The sequence below is a fragment of the Cellulomonas fulva genome (assembly GCF_018531375.1).
Taxonomy (GTDB): Bacteria; Actinomycetota; Actinomycetes; order Actinomycetales; family Cellulomonadaceae; genus Cellulomonas; species Cellulomonas fulva.
On the sequence record NZ_JAHBOH010000001.1, the window covers coordinates 1,130,855 to 1,147,422 of the forward strand.

General features: G+C 75.5%; 15 protein-coding genes and 1 tRNA gene. 10 read left to right on the forward strand and 6 right to left on the reverse strand.

Features of this window, described 5'->3' with window-relative positions; translation table 11 throughout:
• Positions 1–8 precede the first annotated feature (8 nt).
• Positions 9–827, forward strand: a complete 819-nt coding sequence (locus KIN34_RS04985; protein ID WP_214347539.1) for a patatin-like phospholipase family protein — start codon at positions 9–11, stop codon at positions 825–827.
• A complete protein-coding gene (locus tag KIN34_RS04990) occupies positions 824–1,888 on the forward strand; it encodes a 1-acyl-sn-glycerol-3-phosphate acyltransferase (protein ID WP_214347542.1) in 1,065 nt (354 codons plus the stop codon). The genes KIN34_RS04985 and KIN34_RS04990 overlap by 4 nt, the downstream gene beginning before the upstream one ends.
• 45 nt (positions 1,889–1,933) lie before the next feature.
• Here the strand turns inward: KIN34_RS04990 and KIN34_RS04995 are convergent, their stop codons facing one another.
• Together KIN34_RS04995 and KIN34_RS05000 are read right to left on the reverse strand one after the other, a co-directional pair.
• Positions 1,934–3,118, reverse strand: coding sequence for a methyltransferase (locus KIN34_RS04995; protein ID WP_214347545.1), 1,185 nt, complete (start codon positions 3,116–3,118; stop codon positions 1,934–1,936).
• Between the two features lie 4 nt (positions 3,119–3,122).
• Positions 3,123–3,815: a TetR/AcrR family transcriptional regulator gene (locus tag KIN34_RS05000; protein WP_237689044.1), complete on the reverse strand. Its 693-nt coding sequence runs from the start codon at positions 3,813–3,815 to the stop codon at positions 3,123–3,125.
• Positions 3,816–3,918: 103 nt separating this feature from the next.
• On the opposite strand from KIN34_RS05000, the gene KIN34_RS05005 reads away from it, so the two are divergent.
• Genes KIN34_RS05005 through KIN34_RS05015 form a run of 3 tightly spaced genes read left to right on the forward strand, consistent with a single transcriptional unit; the run spans position 3,919 to position 6,589 of the window.
• Positions 3,919–5,154 (forward strand): GAF domain-containing protein, encoded by a 1,236-nt coding sequence (locus KIN34_RS05005; RefSeq protein WP_307858094.1) that lies wholly within the window; start codon positions 3,919–3,921, stop codon positions 5,152–5,154.
• A gap of 54 nt (positions 5,155–5,208) precedes the next feature.
• Positions 5,209–5,769 (forward strand): maleylpyruvate isomerase family mycothiol-dependent enzyme, encoded by a 561-nt coding sequence (locus tag KIN34_RS05010; protein WP_214347551.1) that lies wholly within the window; start codon positions 5,209–5,211, stop codon positions 5,767–5,769.
• A 58-nt stretch (positions 5,770–5,827) separates the two neighbouring features.
• The gene (locus tag KIN34_RS05015; protein ID WP_214347553.1) at positions 5,828–6,589 is read left to right on the forward strand and encodes a deoxyribonuclease IV; all 762 of its coding nucleotides are present in this window, start codon (positions 5,828–5,830) and stop codon (positions 6,587–6,589) included.
• A gap of 91 nt (positions 6,590–6,680) precedes the next feature.
• On the opposite strand, the gene KIN34_RS05020 is transcribed toward KIN34_RS05015, so the two are convergent.
• Positions 6,681–7,088, reverse strand: coding sequence for an STAS domain-containing protein (locus KIN34_RS05020; protein WP_214347556.1), 408 nt, complete (start codon positions 7,086–7,088; stop codon positions 6,681–6,683).
• Between the two features lie 242 nt (positions 7,089–7,330).
• Here KIN34_RS05020 and exaC point away from each other — a divergent pair, with 242 nt between their 5' ends.
• The 4 genes from exaC (at position 7,331) to KIN34_RS05040 (ending at position 11,042) form a co-directional block, all read left to right on the forward strand.
• On the forward strand, positions 7,331–8,854 hold the full coding sequence (gene exaC / locus KIN34_RS05025) for an acetaldehyde dehydrogenase ExaC (RefSeq protein ID WP_214347559.1): 1,524 nt from the start codon (positions 7,331–7,333) through the stop codon (positions 8,852–8,854).
• 85 nt (positions 8,855–8,939) lie between these two features.
• On the forward strand, positions 8,940–9,335 hold the full coding sequence (locus KIN34_RS05030; RefSeq protein ID WP_214347561.1) for a DUF779 domain-containing protein: 396 nt from the start codon (positions 8,940–8,942) through the stop codon (positions 9,333–9,335).
• Positions 9,336–9,377: 42 nt separating this feature from the next.
• Positions 9,378–9,905, forward strand: coding sequence for a DinB family protein (locus KIN34_RS05035; RefSeq protein WP_214347563.1), 528 nt, complete (start codon positions 9,378–9,380; stop codon positions 9,903–9,905).
• Positions 9,906–10,157: 252 nt separating this feature from the next.
• Complete coding sequence (locus KIN34_RS05040) at positions 10,158–11,042, forward strand: hypothetical protein (protein WP_214347566.1); 885 nt, start codon at positions 10,158–10,160, stop codon at positions 11,040–11,042.
• A 4-nt stretch (positions 11,043–11,046) separates the two neighbouring features.
• Here the strand turns inward: KIN34_RS05040 and KIN34_RS05045 are convergent, their stop codons facing one another.
• Together KIN34_RS05045 and KIN34_RS05050 are read right to left on the reverse strand one after the other, a co-directional pair.
• Positions 11,047–11,967, reverse strand: a complete 921-nt coding sequence (locus KIN34_RS05045) for a transglutaminase family protein (protein WP_214347568.1) — start codon at positions 11,965–11,967, stop codon at positions 11,047–11,049.
• Entirely contained in the window at positions 11,964–14,486 is a 2,523-nt protein-coding gene (locus tag KIN34_RS05050; protein WP_307858095.1) for a circularly permuted type 2 ATP-grasp protein, read from the reverse strand. Before KIN34_RS05050 ends, KIN34_RS05045 begins: the two co-directional genes overlap by 4 nt.
• Positions 14,487–14,821: 335 nt before the next feature.
• Here KIN34_RS05050 and KIN34_RS05055 point away from each other — a divergent pair, with 335 nt between their 5' ends.
• Positions 14,822–16,438, forward strand: coding sequence for a methyl-accepting chemotaxis protein (locus KIN34_RS05055; protein WP_237689045.1), 1,617 nt, complete (start codon positions 14,822–14,824; stop codon positions 16,436–16,438).
• A gap of 51 nt (positions 16,439–16,489) precedes the next feature.
• Here the strand turns inward: KIN34_RS05055 and KIN34_RS05060 are convergent.
• Positions 16,490–16,560 (reverse strand) — tRNA-Gly (locus KIN34_RS05060).
• Between the last annotated feature and the right edge of the window lie 8 nt (positions 16,561–16,568).

Consider the following 16,568-nt stretch of genomic DNA (forward strand, 5'->3'; position numbering starts at 1 on the left):
ATGCCGGGATGACCGTGGGGCTGGTGCTCGGGGGCGGCGGCGTGCGCGGGGCCGTGCAGGTCGGGATGCTGCGCGCCCTGTTCGAGCACGGGGTCGTGCCGGACCTCGTCGTCGGGACGTCGATCGGGGCCATCAACGGCTCGGCGGTCGCGGCGGACCCGACGTCGGGCGTGGTCGAGCGCCTGGCGCAGGCATGGGCCTCGCCCGAGGCCGGCGCCGTCTACGGCGACTCGTGGGGCAAGCAGCTGCGGCGGCTCGCGCGGTCGAAGACCCACCTCAACGACCCCGGCCCGCTGCGCGCCCTGCTCGAGGAGATGATCGGGGCCGACGCGCGGTTCGAGGACCTGCGGCTGCCCCTCGCGGTGGCCGCGGCGTGCATCGAGAAGGCCGCCGAGCGCTGGTTCGACTCCGGGCCGGTGGTGCCCGCGGTGCTCGCCTCGTCGTCGGTCCCCGGGATCCTGCCGCCGACGCAGATCGGCGACGAGCACTTCGTGGACGGCGGGCTCGTGAACTCGATCCCCATGAGCGAGGCGTGGCGCCGCGGCGCGACCACCGTGTACGTGCTGCAGGTCGGCCGGATCGAGGAGGCCCTGGTCGCGCCGGACAAGCCCTCGGACGTCGCGCGGGTGAGCTTCGAGATCGCGCGGCGGCACCGGTTCGCGCGGGAGATGGACGAGGTGCCGGAGGGCGTCACGGTGCACGTGCTGCCCAGCGGCGGTCCCGCCAAGGGGGACGACAAGATCAGCGCGTACCGGCGCATGGACGCGGTCCGGGCGCGCATGGACGCGGCCTACGACGCGACGAGCGCCTACCTGGGGTCGCGATGACCTGGCGCCTGCCGCCCCGGTGGGTGCGCCGCGTGGTGCTCGCGCCCCTCGTCGTGCTGCTGGCGCTCGTCGTGCTGCCGGTGGGCGTGCTGGTCGCCGCGTTCGTCGGCGCGGTCATGACGTGGCTGCTGCCGGGCCGCCTGCGGATCGTGCGCGCGGTCTGGATGGCGCTGTTCTACCTCTACTGGGACGCCGCGATCCTCGTGGTGGCGTTCGCGCTGTGGGTGGGCAGCGGATTCGGCTGGCAGCTCCAGCGGCCCGCGTTCCGACGAGCCCACTACGTGTTCGCCGGCGCGATGATGCGGATCCTGTTCTGGCAGGTCCGGTGGACGCTGCGGCTCCAGATCGACATCGTCGACGCGGACCTGGGGCGCACGCTCGAGGGGCAGCCGGTGCTGGTCGCGAGCCGGCACGGCGGCCCCGGCGACTCGTTCATCCTGGTGCACGCGCTGCTCAACTGGTTCGCCCGCGAGCCGCGCATCGTCCTGAAGGACACGCTGCAGTGGGACCCGGCGGTCGACGTGCTGCTCAACCGGTTGCCGATGCAGTTCATCACCCCGCACTCGACGCGTCGGCCGGGGGCGCCGGGCCTCTCGGCCGCGGTGGGGCGGCTGGCGAGCGACCTCGACGGCGACGACGCGCTGCTGATCTTCCCGGAGGGCGGCAACGTCACGCCCCGGCGCCGGCTGGCGCGCATCGAGGCGCTGCGCCGCAACGGCCAGCCGGAGCTGGCGGCGCAGGCGGAGCAGATGACCAACGTGATGGCGCCGCACGCGGGCGGGCTGCTCGCGGCGGTCGACGCGGCCCCGGCCGCGGGCGTCGTCTTCGTGGCGCACACCGGCCTCGACCGGCTCGTCACCGTGCGGGACGTCTGGCGCGAGCTGCCGATGGACAAGCGCATCGTCATGAAGGGCTGGACGGTCCTGCCGCAGGACGTGCCGCGTGGGCGCGACGAGCAGGAGGCCTGGCTGTTCGACCACTGGACCGGGATCGACTCCTGGATCGACGAGCAGAACCGGGTCGAGGCGGCGCTGGCGCCGCGGGCGCGTCCCGGTCGCTGACGCGGCCGCTCGTCGAGCGCGTGATCGACGCGACCCGCGCCCGGTTCAGACGCGGTCGAGGAGCCAGATGCGCGGGTGGTGGCCCTTGGCGAAGACGCGGAGGGGCTCGCGCGCGCGCCACAGGCCGGCCGCGTCGCGCACGGCGGCCTCCATCACCTTGACCTCGTGCGTCAGCACGACGAGCCGCGCGCCCGGGGCCGCGGCGGCGTGGGCCGCCCGCAGCAGCCCGGAGTGGACCTGCGCGGCGGCGGCGTGCGAGCCGTGCAGGCTGCCCCACGGCGGGTCGGCGAGCAGCAGGTCCGCGGGCGCGGTGCCCTCCGGCCAGGCGCCGGGCTCGAGGGCGTCGGCGGCGACGAGCGACGCGCGGCGGGCCAGGCCGGCGGCCTCGAGGTTGTCGCGCGCGGCGGCCAGGGCGTCGTCCGCCAGGTCGATCCCGACCGCCGAGGCCGCCGGGGCGGCGAGCAGGCGCTCCACGAGCAGCGTCCCGGAGCCGCACATGAGGTTGAGCACGCGCTCGTCGTCCCGTGCGCCCGCGAGCCGGACCATGGCGGCGGCGATGGTCGCGTTGACCGCGCCCGGGTAGTCCGTCACCCGCCAGGTGCGCGCGGACAGCGGCCGCGGGCCGACGCGCACCAGCACGTCCCAGCCCGGGTCGGCGTCGGTGGCCGGCCGGCGTGCGCCGCGGCGGACCTTCACGACGAGCTCGCCCTCGTGCTCGTCGTGCTTCAGGCCGGTCGCGGCCGCGAGCTCCGCGGCCAGGCGCGCGAACACCGACGAGTCCGAGCCCGCCGCCTCGAAGCGGAACGTCGACGAGCCCGCGACGCGCAGCGACGCGTACGCCGCGTCGACGACGCGCTGCAGGTGCTCGCCGCTGAGCAGCGCCTTGGGCCGGGGGACGTCGAAGTGCAGCACGACGAACGCGGCGACGGCCGTGCGCAGGCGGCGGACCTCCGCGAGCGCGGTGACGTCGACGACGAGCGCGTCGTCCCGCCCGACGACGGGTCGCGCGCGGGCGCCGAGCACCTCGCCGACCTCGTCGGACAGGACGTCCGCGAGACCGGGCAGGAACGTGAGCTCGACGCGGGCCGTCGCGGCGGGACGGGCGCCGGCGGTGCCGCGGGTGCGCCGGTCCGGTGCGCGCCGGTCCGGTGCCGGTCGGCCGCGGCCGCCGGGCCGGGCGCGGCCCGACGAGGCTCGGCCGCCGCGGGACGGGCGGGGGTCCTGGGGCACGCGGTCAGGCCGGGACGGCGACGGGCGCCTCGGCGGGCTCGTCGTGCGCGTCCGCGCGCTCCGGCTCCGTGCCGGCACCGGCCGCCGGCAGCGCCGTCGCGATCTCGTCGGGCACCCCCACGGCCCGCATGACGAAGGCGACGGTCTGCTCGATCGCCCGCTCGCGCTCGGGGCCGTCGTCGGGCACGCCGCGGCCGGACAGGCACGCGTTCACCAGCGGGACGGTCGTCTCGAGGGACTGGTCGGGGAACACGCCGGACGCGATGCCGTCGGTGAGGATGTCCCGCAGGATGCGCTCGACGACGACGACGTGCTCGCGCACGCGCGCCTGGGTCTGGCGGGACAGCACCGAGCGCAGCTCGGGCCCGGGGGCCAGGTGGTAGACCCGCTTGAGCTGGATCTGCTGGCTGACGTAGGTGCGCAGGCGCTCGACCGGGTCGTCGAGGTCGTCGAGCGAGCGCTGCAGCGTCGCGGCGTACTGCTCGGTCTCGTGCGTGATGAACCCGACCAGGAGGGCTTCCTTGTCCGGGAAGTGGTTGTAGACCGCGGTGCGGCCCACGCCGGCGGACTGCGCGATCTCGGCGAGCGTGATCGCGTCGAACCCCTGCTCGGTCATGAGCGTCGACAGCGCTGCGAACAGCTTCTGCCGGGTCTGCTCGCGGTGCTCGTGCAGGGACCCGCCGATGATCTTGGGCATGCTGACAGTCTGACACAGAACGTCAGAACATCTCGCCGGGGGTGGCGCGGAGGCCGTTCCTCCCTAGACTCGGGGGACGGCCGCTGGAGGGCGGGAGGTGCGTGTGTCGACGACGACGGAGCACCCCGACGTGCGCGCGGCGCAGGAGGACTTCGTCTCCACGGGCCGGGTCAACAGCAAGGTGCGCCGGCTCGTCGCGGACTCCTGGCGCCGCAGCCGCCGCAGCGGCGTGGACCCCGAGCGACCGGCGCCGCGCAGCGACCTGTCCGACAACGACCTCGCCGGCCTGCGCCGCGAGACCCCGCTGACCGCCGCGCTCCCGGTGGCCCGGCGGCTCCTGCTGGACGCCGACCCGCAGTGGGTCGCCGCGCTCACGGACGCGACCGGCCGGCTGCTGTGGATCGACGGGAACCGCCGGGTGCGGCACGCGGTCGGGCGCGCCGGCTTCGTGGAGGGTGCGGTGTGGAGCGAGGACTGCGCGGGCACCAACGCGCCCGGCACGGCGCTCGCGACCAACCGCGAGGTGCAGGTGGTCGGCTCGGAGCACTGGGCGCGACCCGTGCACCCGTGGAGCTGCGCGGCGGCGCCGCTGCACGACTCGAGCGGGCGCGTGCTCGGCGTCCTCGACATCACGGGTGGTCCCGAGGTCGCGTCCGGGATGGCGATGCAGCTGGTGCGCGCGACCGCGACGGCCATCGAGGCGACCGTCGGGCGCGGCACGACGAGCCCGACGGCGGGTCCCCCCGCCCCGACCCTGCGGGTGCTCGGCAGCCAGGGCGGCACGCTCGTGGTGGACGGTGCGGCGCACCGGCTGTCCCGGCGGCACGCGGAGATCCTGCTGCTGCTCGCCGAGCACCCGGCGGGGCTGTCCGCCGACGAGCTCGCGGTGCTGCTGAGCGAGTCCGAGCTCAGCGGTGTCACCGTGCGGGCCGAGGTCTCGCGGCTGCGGCGCGCGGTCGGCCCGCTGCTGAGCGAGTCGCGGCCGTACCGGCTGACGCGCGCCGTGCGGACCGACGTGGACGGGGTGCGCGCGGCCCTGGCGCTCGGCGACGTCGCGGACGCCGTCGGGTCCTACACCGGCCCCGTCCTGCCGCGGTCGTCCTCGCCCGGCGTCGCGCGCGTCCGCGCCGCGGTGTCCGACGAGGTGCGCGCGGCCGTCCTGGCCTCGCGCGACCCGCGCGTGATCATCCGGTGGGCCGCGTCCGACGAGGGGGCCGACGACTTCGGTGCGTGGCGGACGCTCGCGGCGGCGAGCGTGCCGGGCTCGGCGGGCCACCTGCGCGCGGTGGCGCAGCTCCGCCGCCTCGAGGCCGAGCTGGGACGTCCGGCCGGCGCCTGAGCGTCGCCGGCGGTCCGCGGGCGCGTGTCGGTGGGGTCGTCTAGCGTCGCCGGCATGAGCGAGCAGACGACGATCGAGCGCTACGACGAGGGTGCGGCGGGGATGCAGGCGGCGATCGACGCGGTGTCGCCGGCCGGCTGGGACGCGGCGTCGCCGTGCGCGGGCTGGACGGGCCGGGACGTGGTCGCGCACCTGGTCGACTCGCAGCGTGACCTCCTGGCGCGGCACGGGGCGGAGCTGGGTGCTCGGCCGGACCTCGCCGACCCCTCCGCCGCCTGGCGGGTGCACACGGCGCAGGTGCACGAGGCGCTGGCGCGTCCGGGCTTCGTCGAGCAGGAGTACGAGAGCCTGGGCAGCACGACCACGGTCGGCGCGACCCTCGACACGTTCATCGGGTTCGACATGGTCGCGCACCGGTGGGACGTGACGGCGGCGGACGGCCGCGCGTACCCGTTCGAGGACGCCGACCTGGACGTCATCGAAGGGCTCGTCGCCGCGATGGGAGAGATGATCCGGAGCGACGGCGTGTGCGGGCCGGCGCTCGAGGTCGGTCCCGACGCGGACCGTCAGACGCGCGCGCTGGCGGCCCTGGGCCGCTCCGCGGACGTCGGGTGACCGTGGCCGGGGCGGGCAGGACGAGCAGCAGGACGACGAGCACGACGGAGGCGATGACGTGGCGCTGATCGGTGCGCACGCGCACGGCGAGGACCCGGTCGCCGCGGCGGCCGAGGTCGGCGCGGACTGCGTGCAGATCTTCCTGGCGGACCCGCAGGGCTGGAAGAAGCCCGTGCCCCGCCCGGACGCCGACGCCCTGACGGCGAGCGGGCTCGGGATCTACGCGCACGCGCCCTACCTGGTCAACGTCGCGTCGACCAACAACCGCATCCGGATCCCGAGCCGGAACATGGTCGCCCAGCACACCGCCGCCGCCGCGGCGCTGGGGGTGCGCGGGCTCGTCGTGCACGGCGGTCACGTGGGGGACGGGGACGACGTCGCGGTCGGGGTCGAGAACTGGCGCAAGCTGTTCGAGCGCGCGCAGTTCCCGGTGCGCGTCCTGGTGGAGAACACCGCGGGCGGGGAGAACGCGTGCGCCCGCACCCTGGACCGGATCGCGATGCTCTGGGACGCGATCGGGCAGTACGACGTCGGGATCTGCCTGGACACCTGCCACGCGTGGGCCGCGGGGGAGGACCTCGAGACGATCGTCGAGCGCCTCGTGGCGATCACCGGGCGCATCGACCTGGTGCACGCCAACAGCTCGCGGGACGAGGCCGGGTCGAGCCGCGACCGGCACGCGAGCTTCGCCAAGGGGACGATCCCGCCCGAGCTCATCGCGCACGTGGTCCGCGAGGCGGGCTGCGACGCGCTGGTCGAGACGCCGGCCGAGCGCCAGCACGAGGACATCGCCTTCCTGCGGGCGGCGCTCGCGGGCTGACCGGGTTCGGCCAGGCACGACCGGGCACGGCTACGTACGGCCGGATACGGCAGATGCGGCCAGGTCCGGGAGGCGGAGCGACGCCGCCGCGTCAGCAGAGCTCGACGAGCGCGTCCAGGCCGGTCACGGTGAGCACGGTCAGCACCGAGCCGGTGGCCCCGCGCACGCGCAGGTGGGCGGGCCGCAGCGCCGGCATCAGGCTCACGACCAGCGCGAGCACCGACGAGTCGATGAACGTCGCCTCGCTGAGGTCGATCTCGGTGACCCCGGCGGCGGCGAGGGCGCGGCCCAGCGCGATCGGGTCCAGCCCCTCGCGCGCGCACGTCTGCTCGACCGTGAGCGCGTCCGCCGCTCCCGTGATCCGCAGCACGTGCGGCTCCCGCTCGTCGACGGCGATGGTGCCCGGCGCCTCGGCGTCGAGCGGGTCGCTCGGCGGGGAGCCGGTGCGTCCGCCGTCGCCGTCCCGGCCGGTGCGCGACGTGGTCCCGGTGCCCTCCATCCCGACCTCCTCCCGGCGTGGGGGCGGGCGCCGTGACCCTGGCTCGACCCCGGCCGCCCGGCTCCAGGCTCGCACCCTGGCGGCGGCGCCGCAGGTCGGACGGCTCGTCGGAACGGGCTGCCGGACCCTGCAACGGTGCTGCAACCCTCGCGTGCCTAGCGTCGCGTGCAGCGCGCGGCAACGGTGCCGCGCTCCGGCCGCCCCGCCCCCGGGCGCCCGGCGCACCCGAAGGGAGCCCGACGATGACCGTCTACGCAGCACCCGGCACCCCCGACAGCCTGGTCACGTTCCGCGACCGCTACGACCACTGGATCGGCGGCGAGCTCGTCGCGCCCACCAACGGCCGCTACTTCGACAACCCGTCGCCCGTCACGGGCCGCACGTTCGCGGAGGTCGCCCGCGGCGACGCCGACGACATCGAGCTCGCGCTGGACGCCGCGCACGGGGCGGCGCGCGCGTGGGGCAAGACGTCCGCGACCGAGCGCGCGATCGTCCTCAACAAGATCGCCGACCGGATGGAGGAGAACCTCGAGATGCTCTCCGTCGCGGAGACGTGGGAGAACGGCAAGCCGATCCGCGAGATCCTGGCGTGCGACCTGCCGCTGGCGATCGACCACTTCCGCTACTTCGCGGGCGCGATCCGGGCGCAGGAGGGGTCGATCTCCCAGATCGACGAGGACACCGTCGCGTACCACTTCCACGAGCCGCTGGGCGTGGTCGGGCAGATCATCCCGTGGAACTTCCCGCTCCTGATGGCGACGTGGAAGCTGGCGCCCGCCCTCGCGGCCGGGAACGCGGTGGTGATCAAGCCGGCCGAGCAGACGCCGGTGTCGATCCTGGTGCTCATGGAGCTCCTGGCGGACCTGCTGCCGCCGGGCGTCGTCAACGTGGTCAACGGGTTCGGCGCGGAGGCGGGCAAGCCGCTCGCGTCGTCGTCGCGGATCCGCAAGATCGCGTTCACGGGCGAGACGACGACGGGCCGGCTGATCATGCAGTACGCCAGCCAGAACATCATCCCCGTGACGCTCGAGCTGGGCGGCAAGAGCCCCAACCTGTTCTTCGAGGACGTCGCGCGGGCGAAGGACGACTACTACGACAAGGCGCTCGAGGGCTTCGCGATGTTCGCCCTCAACCAGGGCGAGGTGTGCACGTGCCCGTCCCGCGCGCTCATCCAGGAGTCGATCTACGACGACTTCCTGGCCGACGGCATCCGGCGCGTGGAGGCGATCAAGCAGGGCAACCCGCTGGACACCGAGACGATGATCGGCGCGCAGGCGTCCAACGACCAGCTCGAGAAGATCCTCAGCTACATCGACATCGGCAAGGCCGAGGGCGCCAAGGTGCTCACGGGCGGCGAGCGCGCGCACCTGGACGGCGACCTGGCGGACGGCTACTACATGCAGCCGACCGTGTTCGAGGGCAAGAACTCGATGCGGATCTTCCAGGAGGAGATCTTCGGCCCGGTGGTCGCGGTGACGTCCTTCGCCGACTACTCCGACGCGATCCACACGGCCAACGACACCCTGTACGGGCTGGGGGCAGGCGTCTGGTCGCGCGAGCAGGCGATCGCCTACCGCGCCGGCCGCGACATCGAGGCCGGGCGGGTGTGGACCAACTGCTACCACGCGTACCCGGCGGCCGCGGCGTTCGGCGGCTACAAGGGCTCGGGCGTCGGCCGCGAGAACCACAAGATGATGCTCGACCACTACCAGCAGACCAAGAACCTGCTGGTGAGCTACTCGGGCACCAAGCTCGGCTTCTTCTGACCGGACCGGCACGGGGAGCCCGGGTGGTCCGCCGCCGGCACGAGGCGGCGGACCACCCGGGGCCTGAGGAGCGAGGAGGCGTGGCGTGGTCGAGCGGGTGGCGGTGACCGCGGCGGCGGCGGAGCTGCTGCGCGCGTTGCGGGCGCAGCACGGGGAGCTGATGTTCCACCAGTCCGGGGGGTGCTGCGACGGCTCGTCGCCCATGTGCTACCCCGCGGGCGACTTCCTCACGGGGGACGTCGACGAGCACCTGGGCGACCTGCAGGTGGGCGACGAGGACACCGGCCCCGTGACGGTGCCGGTGTGGATGACCAAGGCGCAGTACGAGTACTGGAAGCACACCCACCTGACCATCGACGTGGTGCCGGGCCGCGGCGCGGGGTTCAGCCTCGAGGCCCCGGAGGGCGTCCGCTTCCTGATCCGCTCCCGTCTCCTCACGGATGCGGAGCACGCGGACCTCACGGCCGCGGGCGTCCTCTGACCGGTGCCCCCGAGAGCCGGCCGGGCGCGCTAGCGTCGGGGCATGGCGGATGGTCAGATCGTGCCCGACGAGAAGGACTGGACCTGGGTGCTGCACGAGCGGTGCGGCGAGTGCGGCTTCACGGCCGCCGACGTCGAGCCGGAGCAGATCGGCGCGACCGTGCGGGACCTGGTCCCGCGCTACCTCGCGGCGCTGCACCGCGACGACGCGCGGCAGCGGCCGGAGCCGGGCGTGTGGTCCACGCTCGAGTACGGCGCGCACGTGCGGGACGTGTTCCGGGTGTTCGACGAGCGCCTGGCGCTGATGCTCGCGCACGAGGACCCGCTGTTCGCGAACTGGGACCAGGACGCGACCGCGGTCGAGGACCGGTACGACGAGCAGGACCCGGTGGTCGTCGCCGAGGAGCTGGCCGACGCGGGCGAGGCCGTGGCGGCCGCGTTCGACGCCGTCCCGCACGACGCGTGGGAGCGCACGGGCCGGCGTTCCAACGGCTCGTTCTTCACCGTGCGGACGCTGGGCCAGTACTTCCTGCACGACGTGGTGCACCACGTGCACGACGTCCGCGCCTGACCCGCTCGCCCCGCCCGGGGCACCCCGCCCGGGGCACCCCGCGTGGGGTGCGTTGCGTCACCTCGGACGCGCAGTTGTCCACAGGGTTACGCACATCGTGGAAATCGTCACGAGCATGCCTGTGGACGACGGTGGACAACGTCCCGGGACCGGTGGACGACGGTCCACGTCGGCAGCCCGAGCCCGGGTTGTCAACACGGCCGTCACACGCCCGTAGCACCCGGTGCGGTCACCGGCCCTAGCGTGCGGCGCATGGACGTGGCTCTCCCGCCGGTGCTCGACGGCCGCAGCGTGCTCGCACTGCCCACGGGCGGCCCGGACGTCCTCGCCCTGGCGTCGGCGTGGTTCGCCGACGCCGCGTGGCTCCGCGAGCCCGTCGCGGCGCGGACCTCGACCGAGCGACCGATGACGGGCGCACGGTTCCGCGGCATGGTCGTCGAGGACGCGGTGGCCGCGCAGCCGGGCGAGCTGCGCCTGACCGGCGCGAGCACGCTCGTCGGACCGCACCCGCTCGACGCCGACGCCACCCGGGCGAGCGGGCTGCGTGTGGCCGGTCCGCTCGCGCTGTACGCGCTCGCGGGCGAGGAGACCGCGCAGGTCCGCGGCTGGTGCGTCGCCGCCGCGCGGCACGCAGCCGGGGCGGTGGTCCCGGCGCAGCGCGCGCAGGCGGTCGTCCCCGACCCGGCGGCCGCGGTCGACCTGACGCTGTGGTCGCCCGTGCCGCTCGCGCCGGCCGAGGTGCTCGCGGTGGTCCGGCCCGCGATGGTCGGCGCGCGCGTGCAGCCCACGGAGCTGCCCACGCCGGCCGGCGGGGGCCCGCAGCCGTGCGGGGTCACGGCGACGTTCGACTACGACGGCGAGGTGACGCTGAGCTCCGGGCGGCCGTTGGACGCGCCGCTGGTGCTCTCGACGCTCGGCTGGCGCGAGTACGGTCCGTGGGCGTACCGCGTCACGTGGCGGTCCCCCGACGAGGCCGCGGACTCGCCCCTCGCCGCGATCGCGCGGCAGCGCGTGGCGCCGACGCTCGCGCGCGTCGTCGCCGCCCTCCTGCGGTCCGCGGGCGGCACCGTGGTGGACGCGGGCGGGTTCGTCGTGGCGCCCGACGAGCTCGACCGCCGGTCCGCCGCGCGCCGCTGACCCGTCACTCGAAGACGGGCGACCCCGCGGGCACCAGGTCGACCTGCACCGTGAGCCGCGAGCCGGCCCCCTCGGTGAAGATCACGCCGCGCAGGGGCGGCACGTCGTGGTAGTCCCGGCCCCAGCCGAGCACGACGTACCGGTCGTCGACGAGCTGGTCGTTGGTCGGGTCGGCGTCCACCCAGCCCGCGCCGGGCAGCCAGACCGAGACCCACGCGTGGGACGCGTCGGCGCCCCGCAGCTTCTCGCGCCCGGGTGGCGGCTGGGTCTCGATGTAGCCGCTCACGTACCGGGCGGGCACGCCGTGCAGCCGCAGCGCCGCGACCATCAGGTGCGCGAAGTCCTGGCACACGCCCGTGCCCTGCGCGAGGAGCTGCGCCTGCGTCGTGTGCACGGTCGTCGAGCCCGTGCGGTACGTGAGCTCGTGCCGGATGCGGTGGCACAGGTCGACGATCACGTCGCCCAGCGGACGCCCGGGCGGGAACGAGGGCGCCGCCCAGGCGCGCACCTCGTCGACGAACGTCACGTGCGGGGACGGCAGCACCATCTCGCGCAGCGCGACCAGCACCTCGGGCGACGCCGCTGCCGCCTGGTCGCCCGTGACGACCGAGCGCGCCGCGTCGTCCCAGGCCACCCGCGGCAGCTCGGCGCGGTCGGGCCGGGTGCGGCTGACCTCGATCGTCGACCGCGCGGTCACGACGAGCCGGTCGTGCGGCTGGGTGACCGAGTAGAACGTGGTGCGGTTGCCGAAGTAGTCGACGTGCGACGCGGTGTCGGCCGGCCGGGGCTCGACGTCCACGCGCGTGGCCACGCAGGCCTGGCCGGGCACGTCGCGCGGCGTCATCACGGTGCGGCCGTAGGAGTCGGTCACCTGCTGCGGGTAGGTGTACGTGGTGCGGTGCACCAGGTCGTACGTGCGGCTCACGGCGCCTCCTCCTCGTCGGCCGCGTCCCACGGGTCGTCGAGGGCGCGCGCGGTCGCGGGGCGGGCGAAGTGGGCGGCCTGGATCTCGTCGGCGACCGCGAGCAGGCGCCAGTGCATCGACTCCAGGAGCTCCGCGAGGCGGGTGCGCCGGCCCTCGGCGTCGGGCTCCGCGGCCGCGACCGGGTCGAGCTCGGCGACCAGGTCCACCACGTCGGCGAGCAGGCGGTCGAGCTGCTCGGTCGAGCGCGAGCGCATGGCCGCGCCCGCCAGGTCCTCGGTGAGCCGCGCGAGGCTGAACGCCAGCGAGCGCGGGTTGTCCTCGTCGCGCACCAGGAGGTCGAGCAGGCCGGCCACGCCCGCGTCGTCGGGGTAGAGCCGGCGGAACGTGATCGAGGAGTCGTGCGCGAGCAGCAGCGAGTCGACCACGTGCGCCTCGACGGGCCGCGGGAGCAGGTCGACGAGCGTGCGCTGCAGCGACACGACGAGGTGCTGCGCCCGCTCCACGCGGCGGCCCGCGTCGAGCAGGTGCCAGCCGACGTCCCGCACCAGGCCCTCGGCGACGATGCCCGCGACCGCGAGCAGACCCTCGAGGGTCCGGTCCAGGACGGGGCGCAGGCCGGCGGTCGCGGCTCGGGGCTCGTCGGCGTCGTCCGTCCCCCGCTGCCGCGCACGCTCGGTGCGCAGCGCGCGGTCGATGCGGGCCAGCGGCCCGAACGTGTCGGTGGAGAGCTGGTCGCGCGCCGCGGCGGCGGCCGCGTGGATCCCGCGGACGGAGGCGGCGACGGAGTCCGGCCGCGCGCGGTCGAGCGCGAGCGCGCGCAGCGTCGGCTGGTCGGCGACGTCCGGGTCCCGCACCGCGGCGACCAGGGCGGCGAGCGCCCGCCCGCCGGCGGAGCGGGGACGGCCGTGGAAGTCGTCCCAGCGGTCGACGACGACGCGCAGGTCGCGCACCTGGTCCTCGGCGCGCTCGGCGTATCGGCCGAGCCAGAACAGGTTCTCCGCGGTGCGCGGCGAGATGCCGACCGGCCCGCGGCGCCGCACGGCGGTCGACGCGACCGGTAGGTCCGCGGGCTCGGTGCTCGGGTCGGTCTGCGCGGTCAGCACCCACACGTCCTTGGCGACCGCGCCGGTGCTCGACGAGACGACCGGACCGGCCGCCACCCGGCCGAGCCCGCCGGCCATGACGGTGTAGCTGCCGCGGTGCGCGACGGCGAACGTGCGCAGCACGCCCACGCCGGCACCGCGCTCGTCGGAGGCCGTCGGCGCCGTCGGCCCGCTCGACTGCCCGGTCGGCTCCGCCGCCTCGACGACCGCGCCGCCGCCGACGCGCTCCTGCCCCGACCAGCGCCACGGCTCGGCGGCGATGCGCGCGGCGATCGCGTCGCGGCCGGCCGCGTCGAGCGTCCAGCCCAGGACCGCGCTGTCCTCCCGGGACGACGGCACGAGCACCAGCTCGTCGAGCCGCGCGAGCACGTGCGCGAGCGACGCGGCCTCGCCGCACCACCACGTGGGCGCGGACGGCAGGAGCAGGTCCTGGCCGAGCACGGTCCGGGCGAGGCGGGGCAGGGACGCGAGCACCGCGGGGTTCTCGAGCACGCCCGAGCCGAGCGGGTTGACCACCGACACGTTGCCGGCGCGCAGCGCACGGACCAGACCGGGCACGCCGAGCCGCGAGCCCGCGCGCAGGTCGAGCGGGTCGCACCACGGCGCGTCGACGCGGCGCAGCAGCACGTCGACGGGCTCCGCGCCGCCGATCGCGCGCATCCACACGCGACCCTCGCGGACCACGAGGTCCGAGCCCTCCACGAGCGGCAGGCCCAGCATCGACGCGAGGTAGGCCTGGTCGAACGCGGTCTCGCTGCCCGGGCCGGGGGTGAGCATCGCGATGCGCGGCTCGTCGGCCGACGGCGGGGCCACGTCCCGCAGCGTCTGGCGCAGCGCGCGGAAGAAGGGACCCAGGCGCTGGATCGGGGTCTGCCGGTACAGGCCCGCGAGCACCTGCGCGACGACGCGGCGGCCCTCCATCGCGTACCCCGCGCCCGAGGGCGCCTGCGCGCGGTCCGCGATGGCGTACCAGCCGCCGTCGTCGCCGCGCGCCAGGTCCGTGGCGGTCAGGACGAGCTCGCGGCCGCCCGGCAGCCGCAGTCCGTCGACGGCCCGCAGGAAGCCGGGGTGCCCGACGACCGCGGTGGGCGGCAGCAGCGTGTCGGTCAGGAGCCGGCGCGTCCCGTACAGGTCGGCCAGGACCGCGTCGAGCAGCTCGGCGCGCTGGACCAGGCCGGCGTCGAGGCGCGCCCACTCCTCCTCGTCGACCACGACGGGCTGCGGATCCAGGCGCCACGGGCCCTGGTCGCCGTCCGCGCCGTACGTGACGCCGTGGTCCGCGAGCAGCGACTCGGCGTCCGCGCGGGCCCGCCGCAGCTCGTCCTCGGTCGGCGGGGGAGGTGCTCCCGGCAGGCCGCTCCAGACGTCCTCCGCGCGCACGTCGCCCGGCGCGGGCGTGGACAGCGCGTCGATCACACGCAGAGTCTGGCGCATGCGCCGGCCGGCGGGGCTTGCGGCGCAGGGGACGAGATGCGACGAGGACGCGGGGACGCCGGTGTCGTCCGGGTTCGGGGGCATCCGGCGCGGGCTGCCGGGAGGTGCCACGGCGACGACCCGTTCCGTGCCCGAGAGCGGTGCTGCTGTGGGCCCCGTGCGCGCCTCGGGGCGGGATCGCGCTGCGCACGTGGCGCGCGGCGCCCGGCGGTCGCGGCGCGTGTGACGTCGGCCACGACCTCTCCGGCCGCGCGCCGGCCGGTCGATAGGACGGCTGTCCGGACGTCCGGTCCGGCGGGTCGAGACGGGAACGCACGATGCGTGGCTGGAGCGGGCAGTCGATCGGGCTGCGCATGTCCCTGGTGTTCGGGCTGATGACCGCGGCCATCGTGGCCGCGATCGCGCTGGGGGTCGTGACCGCTCAGACGCAGCGCGCGTACGCCCAGAGCATCGCCCAGGCCGACCGCATCGTCCGGCTCGCCGAGGAGGCGCGCTTCCAGATCGCCGACGCGACCGGCTGGCAGGGGCTCGTCGTCGCCGACGTGGCGGCGCTCGGTCCGCAGGACGCGCTCGCGGACGACTCGTACAACCGCGGCTCGCTGCTGGAGACCGAGGACGCCGTGCGGACGTGGCTCGCCGACCTCGACACCACGGGCGCCACGCCCGCCGAGCAGACCGCGTTCGCGGGCCTCGACGGCGCGTGGGAGTCGTTCTTCGCCGGGGACGACGAGGTGGTCGCCCTGCTCGCCACCGGTGACCCCGCCGACTACCGCGCCGCCCTGACCTCGATCAACGAGGGTGCCGCGGGGGCGTCGTACGACGAGGTCCTCGACCTCGCCGAGACCGCGCAGTCCTCCGCGCGCGAGCGCGTCGAGGTGCTGCGCGACGAGCAGCGCGCGGCGCAGGAGCGCGGCACGCTCGTGCTCGTCGTCGTCGGGCTGCTCACGGCCGCGTTCGCGACGTACGCGGCCCGCAAGGTCACGCGCGACGTCGCCCGCCCGGCCGCGCGCATCCGCGAGGTCGCGCTCGCGCTCGCCCAGGGCGACCTCACCCAGCGGACCGGCCTCACGGGCGGCGGGGAGATCTCGCTCGCGGGCGCCGCGATCGACGGGGCGATGGAGTCGGTCGCCGCGCTCGTCGGGAAGGTCGCGCGGACCGCGGACCGGACCACGGGCACCGCGGGCGAGCTGCGGGAGGTCTCGTCGACCGGCGCCCGGGCGGCCCGTGAGACGTCGGCGCAGATCGGCGTCGTCGCGGCGGCGGCGGACCAGGTGTCGCGCAACGTGCAGGCGGTCGCGGCGGGTGCCGAGCAGATGGGCGCCTCGATCCGCGAGATCGCGCAGAACGCGACGCAGGCCGCGAAGGTGGCCGGCCAGGCGACGACGGTCGCGGCCTCCACCAACGACACCGTGACGCGGCTGGGCGTCTCCTCCCAGGAGATCGGCAACGTCGTCAAGGTCATCACCTCGATCGCGGAGCAGACCAACCTGCTCGCCCTGAACGCCACCATCGAAGCGGCGCGCGCGGGCGAGGCGGGCAAGGGGTTCGCGGTCGTGGCCGGTGAGGTCAAGGAGCTCGCGAACGAGACCGCGCGCGCCACCGAGGACATCGCGCGCCGCGTCGAGGCCATCCAGCACGACTCGAGCGGCGCTGCCGCGGCGATCGACGAGATCTCCGCGATCATCGCGTCGATCAACGACTACCAGCTCACGATCGCCTCGGCGGTCGAGGAGCAGACGGCGACGACGAACGAGATGTCGCGGGGTGTCGCCGAGGCGGCGCAGGGAGCGGGCGAGATCGCCGCCAGCATCACCGGCGTGGCCACCGCGGCGGACGCGAGCTCGCAGGCGCTGGCCGAGGTGGACGAGCACATGGACGGCGTCGTGGCGCTGGCCGGCGACATGTCCGGCACGATCGCCGCGTTCCGCCTCTGAGGCGGGGCGACCAGATCAGGGGCGACCACCTCGACGGCGACCGCGTCAGGGAGCGGGTGACGGGAATCGAACCCGCGCCATCAGCTTGGGAAGCTGAAGTTCTACCATTGAACTACACCCGCGTGACCTT